Origin of the sequence: Actinomycetospora flava (assembly GCF_037400335.1) — a bacterium.
GTDB lineage: Bacteria > Actinomycetota > Actinomycetes > Mycobacteriales > Pseudonocardiaceae > Actinomycetospora > Actinomycetospora flava.
In genome coordinates, this window is sequence record NZ_JBBEGM010000026.1 from 19,227 (window position 1) to 32,478 (window position 13,252).

23 protein-coding genes are annotated in these 13,252 nt (G+C 71.2%); all 23 read right to left on the reverse strand.

Features of this window, described 5'->3' with window-relative positions; translation table 11 throughout:
* Positions 1–107: 107 nt before the first annotated feature.
* The 23 genes from truA to rplN all read right to left on the reverse strand — a co-directional run bounded on the left by truA (position 108) and on the right by rplN (position 13,147).
* Positions 108–959 carry a tRNA pseudouridine(38-40) synthase TruA gene (gene truA, locus WCD58_RS32970; protein ID WP_337707387.1) on the reverse strand — a complete coding sequence of 284 codons (852 nt, stop codon included), beginning with the start codon at positions 957–959 and terminating at the stop codon, positions 108–110.
* A 41-nt stretch (positions 960–1,000) separates the two neighbouring features.
* Positions 1,001–1,699, reverse strand: a complete 699-nt coding sequence (rplQ, locus tag WCD58_RS32975) for a 50S ribosomal protein L17 (protein ID WP_337707388.1) — start codon at positions 1,697–1,699, stop codon at positions 1,001–1,003.
* Positions 1,700–1,789: 90 nt separating this feature from the next.
* Positions 1,790–2,863, reverse strand: a complete 1,074-nt coding sequence (locus WCD58_RS32980) for a DNA-directed RNA polymerase subunit alpha (RefSeq protein WP_274200589.1) — start codon at positions 2,861–2,863, stop codon at positions 1,790–1,792.
* 88 nt (positions 2,864–2,951) lie between these two features.
* Entirely contained in the window at positions 2,952–3,557 is a 606-nt protein-coding gene (gene rpsD, locus WCD58_RS32985; protein WP_337707389.1) for a 30S ribosomal protein S4, read from the reverse strand.
* Positions 3,558–3,576: 19 nt separating this feature from the next.
* The gene (rpsK, locus tag WCD58_RS32990; RefSeq protein WP_337707390.1) at positions 3,577–3,987 is read right to left on the reverse strand and encodes a 30S ribosomal protein S11; all 411 of its coding nucleotides are present in this window, start codon (positions 3,985–3,987) and stop codon (positions 3,577–3,579) included.
* Positions 3,988–4,027: 40 nt separating this feature from the next.
* Complete coding sequence (rpsM, locus tag WCD58_RS32995; RefSeq protein WP_274280613.1) at positions 4,028–4,408, reverse strand: 30S ribosomal protein S13; 381 nt, start codon at positions 4,406–4,408, stop codon at positions 4,028–4,030.
* Positions 4,409–4,597: 189 nt separating this feature from the next.
* Entirely contained in the window at positions 4,598–4,711 is a 114-nt protein-coding gene (gene rpmJ / locus WCD58_RS33000) for a 50S ribosomal protein L36 (protein WP_018330934.1), read from the reverse strand.
* A 53-nt stretch (positions 4,712–4,764) separates the two neighbouring features.
* Complete coding sequence (infA, locus tag WCD58_RS33005) at positions 4,765–4,986, reverse strand: translation initiation factor IF-1 (protein ID WP_030532868.1); 222 nt, start codon at positions 4,984–4,986, stop codon at positions 4,765–4,767.
* A gap of 179 nt (positions 4,987–5,165) precedes the next feature.
* Positions 5,166–5,609, reverse strand: coding sequence for a DUF1707 SHOCT-like domain-containing protein (locus WCD58_RS33010; RefSeq protein WP_337707391.1), 444 nt, complete (start codon positions 5,607–5,609; stop codon positions 5,166–5,168).
* 98 nt (positions 5,610–5,707) lie between these two features.
* Positions 5,708–6,472: a type I methionyl aminopeptidase gene (gene map, locus WCD58_RS33015; RefSeq protein ID WP_337707402.1), complete on the reverse strand. Its 765-nt coding sequence runs from the start codon at positions 6,470–6,472 to the stop codon at positions 5,708–5,710.
* A 96-nt stretch (positions 6,473–6,568) separates the two neighbouring features.
* Positions 6,569–7,126, reverse strand: coding sequence for an adenylate kinase (locus WCD58_RS33020; protein WP_337707392.1), 558 nt, complete (start codon positions 7,124–7,126; stop codon positions 6,569–6,571).
* 58 nt (positions 7,127–7,184) lie between these two features.
* Complete coding sequence (gene secY / locus WCD58_RS33025; RefSeq protein WP_337707403.1) at positions 7,185–8,504, reverse strand: preprotein translocase subunit SecY; 1,320 nt, start codon at positions 8,502–8,504, stop codon at positions 7,185–7,187.
* Between the two features lie 224 nt (positions 8,505–8,728).
* Complete coding sequence (gene rplO / locus WCD58_RS33030; protein WP_337707393.1) at positions 8,729–9,184, reverse strand: 50S ribosomal protein L15; 456 nt, start codon at positions 9,182–9,184, stop codon at positions 8,729–8,731.
* 3 nt (positions 9,185–9,187) lie between these two features.
* Positions 9,188–9,367: a 50S ribosomal protein L30 gene (gene rpmD / locus WCD58_RS33035; RefSeq protein ID WP_337707394.1), complete on the reverse strand. Its 180-nt coding sequence runs from the start codon at positions 9,365–9,367 to the stop codon at positions 9,188–9,190.
* 1 nt (position 9,368) lies between these two features.
* Positions 9,369–10,001: a 30S ribosomal protein S5 gene (gene rpsE, locus WCD58_RS33040; RefSeq protein ID WP_337707395.1), complete on the reverse strand. Its 633-nt coding sequence runs from the start codon at positions 9,999–10,001 to the stop codon at positions 9,369–9,371.
* A gap of 76 nt (positions 10,002–10,077) precedes the next feature.
* Entirely contained in the window at positions 10,078–10,488 is a 411-nt protein-coding gene (gene rplR, locus WCD58_RS33045) for a 50S ribosomal protein L18 (RefSeq protein WP_337707396.1), read from the reverse strand.
* Positions 10,488–11,024 (reverse strand): 50S ribosomal protein L6, encoded by a 537-nt coding sequence (gene rplF, locus WCD58_RS33050; RefSeq protein WP_337707397.1) that lies wholly within the window; start codon positions 11,022–11,024, stop codon positions 10,488–10,490. The genes rplR and rplF overlap by 1 nt, the downstream gene beginning before the upstream one ends.
* Positions 11,025–11,043: 19 nt before the next feature.
* Entirely contained in the window at positions 11,044–11,442 is a 399-nt protein-coding gene (gene rpsH / locus WCD58_RS33055) for a 30S ribosomal protein S8 (RefSeq protein WP_337707398.1), read from the reverse strand.
* Positions 11,439–11,654, reverse strand: coding sequence for a hypothetical protein (locus WCD58_RS33060; RefSeq protein ID WP_337707399.1), 216 nt, complete (start codon positions 11,652–11,654; stop codon positions 11,439–11,441). The genes rpsH and WCD58_RS33060 overlap by 4 nt, the downstream gene beginning before the upstream one ends.
* A 41-nt stretch (positions 11,655–11,695) precedes the next feature.
* Positions 11,696–11,881 carry a type Z 30S ribosomal protein S14 gene (locus tag WCD58_RS33065; protein WP_133829609.1) on the reverse strand — a complete coding sequence of 62 codons (186 nt, stop codon included), beginning with the start codon at positions 11,879–11,881 and terminating at the stop codon, positions 11,696–11,698.
* Position 11,882: 1 nt separating this feature from the next.
* Positions 11,883–12,455 carry a 50S ribosomal protein L5 gene (rplE, locus tag WCD58_RS33070; protein ID WP_337707400.1) on the reverse strand — a complete coding sequence of 191 codons (573 nt, stop codon included), beginning with the start codon at positions 12,453–12,455 and terminating at the stop codon, positions 11,883–11,885.
* The gene (rplX, locus tag WCD58_RS33075; protein WP_337707401.1) at positions 12,452–12,775 is read right to left on the reverse strand and encodes a 50S ribosomal protein L24; all 324 of its coding nucleotides are present in this window, start codon (positions 12,773–12,775) and stop codon (positions 12,452–12,454) included. Before rplX ends, rplE begins: the two co-directional genes overlap by 4 nt.
* Before the next feature lie 3 nt (positions 12,776–12,778).
* The gene (rplN, locus tag WCD58_RS33080) at positions 12,779–13,147 is read right to left on the reverse strand and encodes a 50S ribosomal protein L14 (RefSeq protein WP_116708470.1); all 369 of its coding nucleotides are present in this window, start codon (positions 13,145–13,147) and stop codon (positions 12,779–12,781) included.
* Positions 13,148–13,252: the final 105 nt, after the last annotated feature.

Below are 13,252 nucleotides of genomic sequence, written 5' to 3' on the forward strand. Positions count from 1 at the left end.
GTCAGCGGTGGCCCCCCGCTGACACGGAACGTCCGTATCCCCACACGCTCGCGAGCGCGTGGCGATACGGACACTGGACGACAGCGACGCCACGTCGCTGACACTTCTCAGGGCTCGTCGCGGCGGCGGCGAGTGACGGCGGCGCGGGCGGCGAGGTCGGCGTCGTCGGGGTAGTCGACACCCACCAGGCGCAGGCCCCGTGCCGCGACGACGGCGACCTCGCTGGACCGCTCGCGCGCCTCGAGCAGACCAGCGGGCCACGACACCGGACGCCGGCCCTCGCCGACGGCGAGCAGCGCGCCCACCACCGAGCGGACCATCGAGTGGCAGAACGCGTCGGCGGACAGGCGCGCGGCGAGGACGTCGGTCTCGCCGGGCTCGCGGGTCCACTCCAGGTGCTGGAGCTCGCGCACGGTCGTCGCGCCGGGGCGCGGGCGGCAGTAGGCGGCGAAGTCGTGCTCGCCGAGCAGGCCGCGGCCGGCCTCGTTCATCGCGTCGACGTCGAGCGGGCGCGGCCAGCGCAGGGTGTCGCGGGCGCGCAACGGCTCGGGGCCCCACGGGGCCGTGCTGACGCGGTACACGTAGTGGCGCCGGAACGCGGAGAAGCGCGCGTCGAAGCCGTCGGGCGCGGGCGTGACGGCCCGGACCCTGACATCCGGTGGCAGCATCCGCGCCAGCCGGCCGACGAGGCCGGGGTGGATCGCCACCGACTCCGGCAGGTCGACGTGGCAGACCTGCGCGTCGGCGTGCACGCCGGCGTCGGTGCGGCCCGCCACGGTCAGCGCGACGGGCACCCGCCAGATCGTCGCCAGCGTGTCCTCGACGACCCCCTGCACCGTGCGCAGCCCCGGCTGGCGCGCCCAGCCGGAGAAGTCGGTGCCGTCGTAGGCCAGGTCGACGCGGTACCGGGACACCGCGAGCCCGCCCCCGGTGTCGGGGACGGGCTCGCGGTGGGACACGGAGCGCAGCGGAGCTGGACCCGTCGAGGTGGCGCTGTCGGTCAGGACTTCTTTTCGTCCGACGCGTCGTCGTCCGAGGTGTCGAGACCGGCGGCGGCCGCCGAGTTCTCGGCCATCTCCTCGGGGACGGGGTCGCCGTCCGAGGAGTCCGACGAGTCGGCGTCCTCCGCGACGGTGTCCGCGGCGTCGGTCGGCTCGGCCGGCTCCGGCGAGGCAGCCGTCTCGGCCGACTCGGTGGACTCCGCCTCCTCCGCCGCCGCGATGGTCGCCGCGGTCGCGGCCGCACCGGTGGCGGTGTCGCCGACCTCGGCACCCGGGCCGGACGACGTCTGCGGCGGGGCCGCGGCGGTGCGGGTGGCCTGCGAGGCCTCCGCCGACGCGGTCCGCTCGTTCACCAGCTCGATGACGGCCATGGGCGCGTTGTCGCCCTTGCGCGGCAGCGTCTTGATGATCCGCGTGTAGCCGCCGGGGCGGTCGGCGAAGAACGGGCCGATCTCGGCCGTGAGGCGGTGCACGACGTCCTTGTCGCGGATCTGCTCCGCGATGAGGCGACGGTTGTGCAGGCCGCCCTTCTTGGCCTTGGTGATCAGCCGCTCCGCGTACGGGCGCAGGCGCTCGGCCTTGGCCCGCGTGGTGTGGATCCGCCCGTGGGTGAACAGCGACGTGGCCAGGTTGGCCAGCATCAGCTTCTGGTGGTCCGGGGAACCACCGAGGCGGGGACCCTTCGTGGGCTGGGGCATGTCACTGCTCCTGTCTCGTGACGCCTTTCCGGCCGGCCCTCACGAGGGCCGGCCGGGGGCAGCACGTCAGAGTTGCTGAAAAGAGTGGTCTTACAGCTGCTCGGTCTCGGCGTAGTCCTGGCCGTCGTCGTCCGACACCCCGTAGCCGCCGAAGCCGCCGTCGGAGCCGTAGGACTCGAAGCCCTCGGACGGGTAGTCGGCCGCCGCGGCCGAGGGGTCGAACCCGGGCGGGCTGTCCTTGAGCGCGAGGCCCAGCCCGGCCAGCTTCATCTTGACCTCGTCGATGGACTTCGCACCGAAGTTGCGGATGTCCAGCAGGTCGGCCTCCGAGCGGCCGACGAGCTCGCCGACCGTGTGGATGCCCTCCCGCTTGAGGCAGTTGTAGGACCGGACCGTGAGGTCGAGGTCCTCGATGGGCATCGCGAACGCGGCGATCGAGTCGGCCTCGGCGGGCGAGGGGCCGATCTCGATGCCCTCGGCGTCCACGTTGAGCTCACGGGCGAGGCCGAAGAGCTCGACCAGCGTGCGACCGGCGGACGCGATGGCGTCGCGCGGGGTCATCGACGGCTTGGTCTCGACGTCGAGGATCAGCTTGTCGAAGTCGGTGCGCTGCTCGACGCGGGTCGCCTCGACCTTGTAGCTGACCTTGAGCACCGGCGAGTAGATCGAGTCGACCGGGATGCGGCCGATCTCGGCGCCGGAGGCCTTGTTCTGCGCGGCCGGGACGTACCCGCGGCCACGCTCGACGACCAGCTCGACCTCCAGGCGGCCCTGGTCGTTCAGGGTCGCGATGTGCAGGTCGGGGTTGTGCACGGTCACGCCGGCCGGCGGCACGATGTCGCCCGCCGTCACGGTGCCCGGGCCCTGCTTGCGCAGGTACATCGTGGCCGGCTCGTCCTCCTCGGAGCTCACGACGAGCTCCTTGAGGTTCAGGATGATGTCGGTGACGTCCTCCTTCACCCCGGGAACGGTGGTGAACTCGTGGAGGACCCCGTCGACACGGATGCTGGTCACGGCCGCGCCCGGGATGGACGACAGCAGGGTGCGACGCAGCGAGTTGCCGAGGGTGTAGCCGAAGCCCGGCTCCAGCGGCTCGATGACGAACCGGGAACGGGTGTCGTCGATGGCGTCCTCGGACAGAGCGGGACGCTGGGAGATCAGCACGTGCGAGTTCCCTTCCGATGCGGCGTCCGCTATTTGACGCCGAACCCGACCCGGCCCGAGCAGGCTGCCCGGGCCGGGGTACTGCGACCTACTTCGAGTAGAACTCGACGATGAGCTGCTCCTGGACGGGCGTGTCGATCTGCGACCGCTCCGGGAGCGAGTGGACGAACACCCGGAGCGAGTCCGGGACGACCTGCAGCCACCCCGGGACGGGGCGCTCGCCGAAGTTCTCCTTCGCCACCACGAGGGGCAGCATGTTCCGGGACTTCTCCCGGACGTCGATGATGTCGTACTGCGTCACCCGGTAGCTGGGGACGTCGACCTTCTGGCCGTTGACCAGGAAGTGGCCGTGCCCGACGAGCTGGCGGGCCTGACGACGGGTCTGCGCGAGGCCGGCCCGGTACACGACCGAGTCGAGCCGCGACTCGAGGAGCTTGAGGAACTCGTCGCCGGTCTTGCCCTCGCGACGGTTCGCCTCCTCGTAGTAGGCGCGCATCTGCTTCTCGAGCAGGCCGTAGGTGAAGCGGGCCTTCTGCTTCTCCTGCAGCTGCAGCAGGTACTCGGACTCCTTGATGCGGATCCGGCCGTGCTGCCCCGGCGGGTACGGGCGACGCTCGAAGGACTTGTCGCCGCCGATCAGGTCGACCTTCAGGCGGCGGGACTTGCGGGTGGCGGGGCCTGTGTAGCGAGCCATCTCGTTGTCTCCTCTCCGCCTAGACCCGGCGACGCTTCGGCGGACGGCAGCCGTTGTGCGGCTGCGGCGTGACGTCGGCGATGGTGCCGACCTCGAGGCCCGCGGCCTGCAGCGAACGGATCGCGGTCTCGCGGCCCGAGCCCGGGCCCTTGACGAAGACGTCGACCTTCTTCATCCCGTGCTCGGCGGCCTTGCGGGCGCAGTTCTCCGCGGCCATCTGCGCGGCGAACGGCGTCGACTTGCGCGAGCCCTTGAAGCCCACGTGGCCGGCCGACGCCCAGCTGATGACGTTGCCGGTCGGGTCGGTGATCGAGACGATCGTGTTGTTGAACGTGCTCTTGATGTGCGCGTGGCCGTGGGAGACGTTCTTCTTCTCCCGGCGACGGACCTTCTTGGCCCCGGCCGCGCCCTGGCGAGTCCTGGGTGGCATCTCTCTTCTTCCGTTCGAGGGGTGTTCGAGGGCGCGCGGACTACTTGCGCGCGGCCTTCTTCTTGCCGGCGACCGTCTTCTTGGGGCCCTTGCGCGAGCGGGCGTTGGTCTTCGTCCGCTGCCCGTGCACCGGCAGGTTGCGGCGGTGCCGCAGCCCCTGGTAGCTGCCGATCTCGACCTTGCGCCGGATGTCCGCCTGGACCTCGCGGCGCAGGTCGCCCTCGACCCGGAAGTGGTTCTCGATGTACGCGCGCAGCGTGGCGGCGTCCGAGTCCGACAGGTCCTTCGACCGCAGGTCGAAGTCGATGCCGGTCTCGGTGAGGATCTCGCGGGCTCGGCTGCGGCCGATCCCGAAGATGTAGGTCAGCGCGATCTCCATCCGCTTCTCGCGGGGGAGGTCGACGCCGGCGAGTCGTGCCATGGGGCGACGTGCTCCTCGTGTCGTCCGGGAGGTCTGGCTCCCTGCCCGTCCCGGGACCGATGACGGTCCGGGCCCCGGCCTCCCGAGCCGGGGGTGCTCCGCCGGGGCACGATCTCTCGAGCCGACGTAGGTGCGGGGAGGTATCTGGGTGTGCGGGCGCATCGGCCCGCGGTGCCCTGGTCGGGCGCGTCAGCCCTGGCGCTGCTTGTGGCGCAGGTTGTCGCAGATGACCATGACCCGCCCGTGACGGCGGACCACCTGGCACTTCGCGCAGATGCGCTTGACGCTCGGCTGGACCTTCACGTCCGCGTCCTCTTCTTTCTCGGGGGCTCACGGGGGGCACGACCCCCCGTGGGTCACTTGTAGCGGTAGACGATCCGGCCGCGCGACAGGTCGTACGGCGACAGCTCCACGACGACCTTGTCCTCGGGGAGGATCCGGATGTAGTGCTGACGCATCTTGCCGCTGATGTGCGCCAGGACCTTGTGCCCGTTCTCGAGCTCCACCCGGAACATCGCGTTGGGCAGGGGTTCGATGACCCGGCCCTCGACCTCGATGGCGCCGTCCTTCTTCGCCATGTCCTCCGCATTCCTATCGACGTACGCTGTCGTCCCGGACCGGGCCGGCGCTCGGGAGCGACGGGGGCCGTGGGACCTGGAGACGCGGCGTTCCGATGACCGAGACGCGTACGCGCGCGGGCACCGGCACGACACGCGCACCAGCCGTCAAGTGTACGCGCGGCGTGTCGAGAGCCTCGTCACCGGGGTGCTCGGAACGCGCACCCGAACGGCGTCGGCGCCGCGACGCCGGCCCGCGCCGCGAGCGCCTGCAGGGCGAGCACGACACCCCAGGGCCCCGCGACCCAGATCCACCACGGTGCCACCGGCTCGCCCCGCCCGACCGACACGGCCACCCAGATCACCAGGTTCACCACCGACACCGCCGTCCACACGGCGACGGCGAGGCGCAGCGGCGAGAGACGGCGGCGCGGGGAGGACGCGGGCGCCGGTGCCGGTGCCGGTGCCGCCGGCAGGTCCGCCGTCAACGGCTCCAGGTCCGCCCGCACCACCGCGCCGTGCGCCGCGCGCACGCGCTCGTCGTACTCGGCGAGCGTCAGGCGCCCCTCGCCGTGGGCCTGCGCCAGCGCCGCCGCCACCCGCTCGCGCTCGGTGTCGGCCACCCGCATCTGCTCGGAAGCCACCACGACCACCCCGTCTCTTCGGAACGGGTCCACCATAACAGCGAGCGGATAGTTCTGCTATCCGACTGTGCCGGTGCCGCAGGTCTCCGGAGTGGGTGTCAGGACGCCGGCGCGGTGAGGACCCGGGGCCCGTCGTCGGTCACGGCCACCGAGTGCTCCCAGTGCGCGGCCCGGGTGCCGTCGGCGGTGACGACGGTCCAGCCGTCCGCGAGCTCCTCGGTCTCGTCGGTGCCCGCGGTGAGCATGGGCTCGATCGCGAGCACCATCCCGCTGCGCAGCCGCATCCCGGTGCCCGCGCGGCCGAGGTTCGGGACGAACGGCTCCATGTGCATCGACGTGCCGATGCCGTGCCCGCCGTAGTCGGCGACGATCCCGTACTCGCGGCCGTCCTGCTCCGCGCGGCGCCGGGCCTCCTCCTCGACGGCGTGCCCCACGTCGCCGAGACGGCCGCCGGGCACCAGCCGCGCGATGCCGGCCTCCATCGCCGCCCGGCACGCCGCCGAGAGCATCTCGTCCTCCGCGCGCGGCGTCCCGAGCAGCAGCGTCACCGCCGCGTCGCCGTGCCAGCCCTCGAGGATCGCGCCGCAGTCGATCGAGACCAGGTCGCCGTCACCGAGCACCTGCTCGCGCGACGGGATGCCGTGCACGACCTGCTCGTTGACCGACGCGCAGATCGACGCCGGGAAACCCTGGTACCCGAGGAACGAGGGCTCGGCGCCGGCCTCGCGGATCGTGGCCTCGGCGACCTCGTCGAGGTCGGCGGTGCTGACCCCGGGCTTCGCCGCCTCGGTGACCGCGGCGAGCGCGGAGGCCACGACGAGACCGGCGGCGCGCATCGCCTCGACCTGGCCGGGTGTCTTCATCTCCACGAGGCGCCCCCGTACGCGGTCGGCGAGGCCGCCGACCCCGGCGGAGACCGCCTCGGTGAGGCCCGACAGGCGGCGGCTCGGGTTGCCCACTCAGTCGTCGGGCTCGTCGGCCAGCGCGTCCATGGCGCGGTCGGTGATCTCGTCGACCGAGCCGATGGCGTCCACCCGCACGGCGACGTCCTGATAGTGCGCGATCAGCGGCTCGGTCTCCGAGCGGTAGACCTCCTGGCGGTGCCGGATGGTCTCCTCGGTGTCGTCCGAGCGCCCGCGGGCCATGAGCCGCTTGACCAGCTCCTCGTCGTCGACCTCGAAGACCAGCACGGCGTCGAGCTGCTGGTCGAGGTCGGCGAGGACGCTCGCGAGCTCCTCGGCCTGCGCGGTGTTGCGCGGGAAGCCGTCGAGCAGGAAGCCCTGCGCCGCGTCGGGCTGGGCGAGGCGGTCCTTGACCATGCGGACGGTGACCTCGTCGGGCACCAGGTCGCCGGCGTCGACGTAGCGCTGGGCCTCCTTGCCCAGCTCCGTCTCGTTCTTCATGTTCTCGCGGAAGATGTCGCCGGTGGAGATGTGGGGCACGTCGAGGCGCTCGGACAGCCGTGCCGCCTGCGTTCCCTTGCCCGCACCCGGCGGGCCCACCAGCACGATCCTCACGACAACACTCCTTCGCCTGACATCCCTGTGAACACCGACCGCTGCCGACCGCTCCCGGTCAGCGCAGGAAACCCTCGTAGTTGCGCTGCATCAGCTGGGACTCGATCTGCTTCACCGTGTCCAGCCCGACGCCCACCATGATCAGAACAGCCGTGCCCCCGAAGGGGAAGTTCTGGTTCTGTCCTTGACCGGTCAGGCCCAGGAAGAAGTTCGGCAGGACGGCGATGATGCCGAGGTAGATGGATCCCGGCAATGTGATCCGGGACAGCACGTAGCTGAGGTACTCCGCCGTGGGACGCCCGGGGCGGATCCCGGGGATGAACCCCCCGAACTTCTTCATCTCGTCGGCACGTTCCTCGGTGTTGAACGTGATCGAGACGTAGAAGTACGTGAAGAAGATGATCAGCGCGAAGTACAGCAGGATGTGCAGCCAGTTGGACTGGTTCGCGAGGTACGTCTGGACGAAGCGCGAGAAGCCCGAGTTCTGGTTGCCCGTGATCCGCGAGAGCAGGTCGGGCAGGTAGAGCAGCGACGAGCCGAAGATGACCGGGATGACACCCGCCTGGTTGACCTTCAGCGGCAGGTAGGTCGACGTCCCGCCGTACATGCGGCGGCCGACCATGCGTTTCGCGTACTGCACGGGGATGCGCCGCTGGCCCTGCTCGACGAAGACGACGCTCGCGATGATGACCAGGCCGAACGCGCAGACCACCGTGAACGCCAGCGGGCCGGCGTTCTGCAGGATCGTGTTGCCCTCGGCGGGGATGCGGGCGGCGATCGAGGTGAAGATCAGCAGCGACATGCCGTTGCCGACGCCGCGCTCGGTGACGAGCTCGCCGAACCACATGATCACCGCGGTGCCCGCCGTCATGACGATGACGATGACCGCGAGGTCGAAGATGTCGGCGTTCGGCAGGATCGGGAACTGCGACGGGTCGCAGTCCTGGAAGAGCTGGTTGCGGTCGGCCAGGGCGACGATGCCGGTGGACTGCAGGACCGCGAGGGCGATGGTCAGGTAGCGCGTGTACTGCGTGAGCTTGCTCTGACCGCTCTGCCCCTCCTTCTTCAGCTGCTCGAAGCGGGGGATGACGACCGTCAGCAGCTGGACGATGATGCTCGCCGTGATGTACGGCATGATGCCCAGCGCGAAGATCGACAGCTGGAGCAGCGCCCCGCCGGAGAACAGGTTGATCAGCGAGTAGACGCTCGCGGCGTCACTGCCCTGGACCTGACGCAAGCACTCCTGGACGTTCGAGTAGGAGACGCCGGGCGCCGGGAGCGTGGCCCCGAGGCGGTAGACGGCGACGATGCCCAGGGTGAACAGGATCTTCTTGCGCAGGTCCGGTGTGGCCAGGGCTGACCGCACGGCGCCGAGCACTCGGACCTCCAGATGTCGTTCGGCCACACCGCGGGCTCGTGGGGTTCGGAGCCGCGCGGGCCGGTGGTCACCGGCCGCGCACCGCACGTGCGGTGCGACGAGGCCGGACCGGACCGGTCGCGCCGGCCCGGAGCGAGACTACACGGGGAAGCACCACCGGCCCCGGCCCGCTCCTCCGCACGAACGGAGGGGGGTCACGGGGCCGGTGGAAGCCTGTCGCGGACTTACTCGACGACGGTCGCGCTGCCGCCCGCGGCGGACAGCTTCTCGCTCGCCGACCCGGAGAAGGCGTGCGCGCTGACGCGCAGCGTCACCGAGCCGACCTCGCCGGTCCCGAGCACCTTGACCGGGTGCCCGGGGCGCACGGCGCCGGCGGCCACGAGCTCGGCCGGGCCGACCTCGCCGCCGTCGGGGAACAGGCGGGCCAGGTCGCCGACGTTGACGACCTGCGCGACCACCTTGTTGCGGTTGCGGAAGCCCTTGAGCTTCGGCAGACGCATCTGCAGCGGCATCTGGCCACCCTCGAACGTCGCGGGGACGTTCTTGCGGGCGCCGGTGCCCTTGGTGCCGCGACCGGCGGTCTTGCCCTTGGAGGCCTCACCGCGACCCACGCGGGTCTTCTCGGTCTTGGCGCCGGGCGCCGGCCGCAGGTGGTGCAGCTTGATGGGGGACTCACCCATCGGTCACACCTCCTCGACCGTCACGAGGTGACGGACGGTGTGGATCAGGCCCCGGTTCTGGGGCGTGTCGGGGCGGACGACGGTCGCGCCGATGCGCCGCAGGCCCAGCGTGCGCAGGGACTCGCGCTGGTTGCGCTTGCCGCCGATCTCGGAGCGGGTCTGCGTGACCTTGAGGTCGGCCATGTCAGGCCCCCTGTCCGGCGCGGGCGCGCAGCATCCGCGCCGGCGCCACGTCCTCGAGGGGCAGCCCGCGGCGGGCGGCGACGGCCTCGGGGACCTGCAGGCCCTTCAGCGCCGCGACCGTGGCGTGCACGATGTTGATCGCGTTCTGGCTGCCCAGCGACTTGGACAGCACGTCCGCGATCCCCGCGCACTCCAGCACCGCGCGCACCGGGCCACCGGCGATGACACCGGTACCGGGGCTGGCCGGACGCAGCAGGACCACGCCCGCCGCCTCCTCGCCCTGCACGGGGTGGGTGATGGTGCCGCCGACCCGGGGGACGCGGAAGAAGTTCTTCTTCGCCTCCTCCACGCCCTTGGCGATCGCGGCAGGCACCTCCTTGGCCTTGCCGTAGCCGACACCGACCATCCCGTCGCCGTCACCGACGACGACCAGGGCGGTGAAGCTGAAGCGGCGGCCGCCCTTGACGACCTTGGCCACGCGGTTGATGGCGACGACGCGCTCGAGGTGCGGGGTGCGGTCCTGCCCGCGGTCGCGGCCGCCCTGCTGGCGGTCGCGACCGGCGCTGCCGCCCTGACGCTCGCCGCCCTGTGCGCCCGAGCCCGCGGGCCCGTCGCGCCGTGTGCGTCCCGGCATCAGGCGTTCCTTCCGTTCGTGTCGATCATGAGGGTGCGGTCCCGACGGGTCGAGCTCCGCTTCGCTGCGTCTCCCATCAGAACTGCAGACCCCCTTCGCGGGCCGCATCCGCGAGGTGCGCGATGCGACCGTGGTACCGGCGACCGCCGCGGTCGAAGACGACCGCGTCGATGCCCTGCTCCTTGGCGCGGGAGGCGACGAGCTCGCCGACCTTCGCGGCCTGCGCCTTCTTGTCGCCCTCGAGCCCGCGCACGTCGGCCTCCAGCGTGGAGGCGTGGGCCAGGGTGTGGCCGGCGATGTCGTCGACGACCTGCGCCGTGATGTGCCGCGTGGAGCGGGTGACGACCAGGCGGGGACGCGACGGCGTGCCGGCGATCTTCTTGCGCAGCCGGACGTGGCGCCGCGTGCGACCCGTGCGGCGGGTCTCCGACACGTTCTTGCCCAGGTGGCCCCGAGCCTTCGTGGTGGTAGCGGTGTTCTCAGCCATCACTTGCCCGTCTTTCCGACCTTGCGGCGGATCTGCTCGCCGGCGTAGCGGACGCCCTTGCCCTTGTAGGGGTCGGGGCGGCGCAGCCACCGGATGTTGGCGGCCACCTGGCCGACCAGCTGCTTGTCGATGCCCTGGACCGAGAACCGGGTCGGGCTCTCGACCGCGAACGTGATGCCGTCCGGCGGGGTGATCTTCACCGGGTGGCTGAAGCCGAGCGCGAACTCGAGGTCCGAGCCCCGCAGCTGCACGCGGTAGCCGACGCCGTGGATCTCGAGCTTGCGCTCGTAGCCCTGCGAGACGCCCTGCACCAGGTTGTTGAGCAGCGAGCGCGACAGGCCGTGCAGCGCGCGGCTCTCCCGCTCGTCGTCGGGACGCTTCACCGAGAGCACGCCGTCGTCGAGCGAGACCGTGATGGGCTCGTCGACCTGGTGGCTCAGGGTGCCCTTCGGGCCCTTGACCGTGACGTTCTGCCCGTCGACGGTGACGTCGACGCCCGACGGCACGGTGATCGGGGCCTTGCCGATGCGTGACATGGTTCGGTTCCCCTTCCCGCTACCAGACGAAGGCGAGGACTTCCCCGCCCATCCGTCGCTGGTGGGCCTGCCGGTCGGTCAGGAGCCCGGACGACGTCGAGATGATCGCGACGCCGAGGCCGCCGAGCACCCGGGGGAGCTCGTTCGACTTCGCGTAGATGCGCAGGCCGGGCTTCGAGACCCGCTTGATGCCGGCGATGCTGCGCTCACGGTTCGGCCCGTACTTGAGGTCGACCACGAGGGACTTGCCCACGGTCGCGTCCTCGGTGCGGAACCCGGCGATGTAGCCCTGGTCGAGCAGGACCTGCGCCACGTGGGCCTTGAGCTTGCTGTGCGGCATGGTCGCGCTCTCGTGGAACGCCGAGTTGGCGTTGCGGATGCGCGTCAGCATGTCCGCGATCGGGTCGGTCATCGTCATGACCAGGTCACCTTCCTCGCCGTGGTTCCCCGGGTGGCGCGCGTGCGCGCGCTCCCGATGGCGGGCCTGCGGCGTGTGGAGCTGCTGTCAGCGGTGGTACGGACGCGCGGCTGCCCGTGGATCTGGGCCGTGCCGTCGAGCAGGTGCTCGCGGTGGGCGACGCGCTGGATGAGGCGCAGGAGCTCGGGGTCGATGAGGCCCTCGCTCGGCACCTCGGGAAGCTCTGCGGGGTTCCCTGAGGTGTTCGCCGCGCTCACCAGGAGGCCTTGCTCACGCCCGGGAGCTCGCCCCGGTGCGCCATCTCGCGCAGGCAGACCCGGCAGAGCCCGAACTTCCGCAGGACCGCGCGGGCGCGCCCGCAGCGGTTGCAACGGGTGTAGCCGCGGACCTTGAACTTCGGGGTCTTCGCGGCCTTGTTGACCAGTGCCTTCTTCGCCATCTCAGTTCTCCCTGAACGGGAAGCCGAGCTGACGGAGCAGCGCCCGGCCCTCCTCGTCGGTCGTCGCGGAGGTGACCACGGTGATGTCCATCCCCCGCGGCCGGTCGATCGAGTCCTGGTCGATCTCGTGGAACATCGTCTGGTCCGAGAGACCGAACGTGTAGTTGCCGGACCCGTCGAACTGCTTCGGCGACAGGCCGCGGAAGTCACGGATGCGCGGCAGGCCGATGGTCAGCAGCCGGTCCAGGAACTCCCACATGCGCGCACCGCGGAGGGTGGCGCGGGCGCCGATCGGCATGCCCTCGCGCAGCTTGAACTGCGCGATCGACTTGCGGGCCTTGCGGATCTCCGGCTTCTGGCCGGCGATGAGGGTGAGGTCGCGGACCGCGCCCTCCATCAGCTTCGAGTCGCGCGCGGCCTCGCCGACGCCCATGTTGACGACGACCTTGACGACGCCGGGGATGAGCATCGGGTTCGCGTACCCGAACTCCTCGCTCAGCGCCTGCTTGATCGCGTCGTGGTACCGCTGCTGCAGCCGGGGACGGGTCGTCTCGGGAGCTTCGGTGCTGGTCACGAGAGGTCCTTCCCGCTGCGGCGCGAGATGCGCACGCGCTTCTGCTCGCCCTCGCCGCCCGCACGGGTGCCGACGCGGGTCGGCGTGCCGTCGGCGTCGACGACCATCACGTTCGAGACGTGGATGGGCGCCTCCTGCGTGACGATCCCGCCGCTCTGGGCACCGCGCTGGTTGGCGGACTGGGCCGTGTGCTTCTTGACCCGGCCGACGCCCTCGACGAGGACCTTGTCGCGGTCGGGGAAGGCCTTGATGACCTTGCCCTTGGCGCCCTTGTCCTTGCCGGCGATGACGACGACCGTGTCGCCCTTCTTGACCTTCATCTGCTACAGCACCTCCGGCGCGAGCGAGATGATCCGCATGAACCTCTTGTCGCGCAGCTCGCGGCCCACCGGGCCGAAGATGCGGGTCCCGCGGGGCTCACGGTCGTTCTTGATGATCACGGCGGCGTTCTCGTCGAACTTGATGTACGAGCCGTCCGGGCGGCGCTTCTCCTTGCGGGTGCGCACGACGACGGCCTTGACGACGTCACCGCGCTTGACGCCGGAGGCCGGGATGGCCTCCTTGACGGTCGCCACGATGACGTCGCCGATGCCCGCGTAGCGGCGCGAGGATCCGCCGAGCACGCGGATGCACAGGATTTCCCGTGCCCCGGTGTTGTCGGCGACCCGCAGCCGCGACTCCTGCTGAATCACTGCTTCTTCTCCTGACCTGTCACCGAACGGAGTTCGGTGGGGGTTTCAGCCCGGCGGAGCCGGCCCTGGGCTCTTCCGGGGGGCGTGGGGGGGGGGGGGGCCCCC

Bases quoted from the DNA above. Each gene is read 5' to 3' on its own strand.
- rplO (WP_337707393.1), bottom strand. From the start codon at position 9,184: ATGGGTGAGTCCCCCATCAAGCTGCACCACCTGCGGCCGGCGCCCGGC.
- map (WP_337707402.1), bottom strand. From the start codon at position 6,472: ATGAAGACACCCGGCCAGGTCGAGGCGATGCGCGCCGCCGGTCTCGTC.
- WCD58_RS33065 (WP_133829609.1), bottom strand. From the start codon at position 11,881: ATGGCGAAGAAGGCACTGGTCAACAAGGCCGCGAAGACCCCGAAGTTC.
- rpsD (WP_337707389.1), bottom strand. From the start codon at position 3,557: ATGGCTCGCTACACAGGCCCCGCCACCCGCAAGTCCCGCCGCCTGAAG.
- rpsE (WP_337707395.1), bottom strand. From the start codon at position 10,001: ATGCCGGGACGCACACGGCGCGACGGGCCCGCGGGCTCGGGCGCACAG.
- rpsH (WP_337707398.1), bottom strand. From the start codon at position 11,442: ATGACGATGACCGACCCGATCGCGGACATGCTGACGCGCATCCGCAAC.
- rplQ (WP_337707388.1), bottom strand. From the start codon at position 1,699: ATGCCCCAGCCCACGAAGGGTCCCCGCCTCGGTGGTTCCCCGGACCAC.
- rpmD (WP_337707394.1), bottom strand. From the start codon at position 9,367: ATGGCCGACCTCAAGGTCACGCAGACCCGCTCCGAGATCGGCGGCAAG.
- rpsM (WP_274280613.1), bottom strand. From the start codon at position 4,408: ATGGCACGACTCGCCGGCGTCGACCTCCCCCGCGAGAAGCGGATGGAG.
- infA (WP_030532868.1), bottom strand. From the start codon at position 4,986: ATGGCGAAGAAGGACGGCGCCATCGAGGTCGAGGGCCGGGTCATCGAA.
- rplX (WP_337707401.1), bottom strand. From the start codon at position 12,775: ATGAAGGTCAAGAAGGGCGACACGGTCGTCGTCATCGCCGGCAAGGAC.
- rpsK (WP_337707390.1), bottom strand. From the start codon at position 3,987: ATGCCACCCAGGACTCGCCAGGGCGCGGCCGGGGCCAAGAAGGTCCGT.
- rplF (WP_337707397.1), bottom strand. From the start codon at position 11,024: ATGTCACGCATCGGCAAGGCCCCGATCACCGTGCCGTCGGGCGTCGAC.
- rplR (WP_337707396.1), bottom strand. From the start codon at position 10,488: ATGGCTGAGAACACCGCTACCACCACGAAGGCTCGGGGCCACCTGGGC.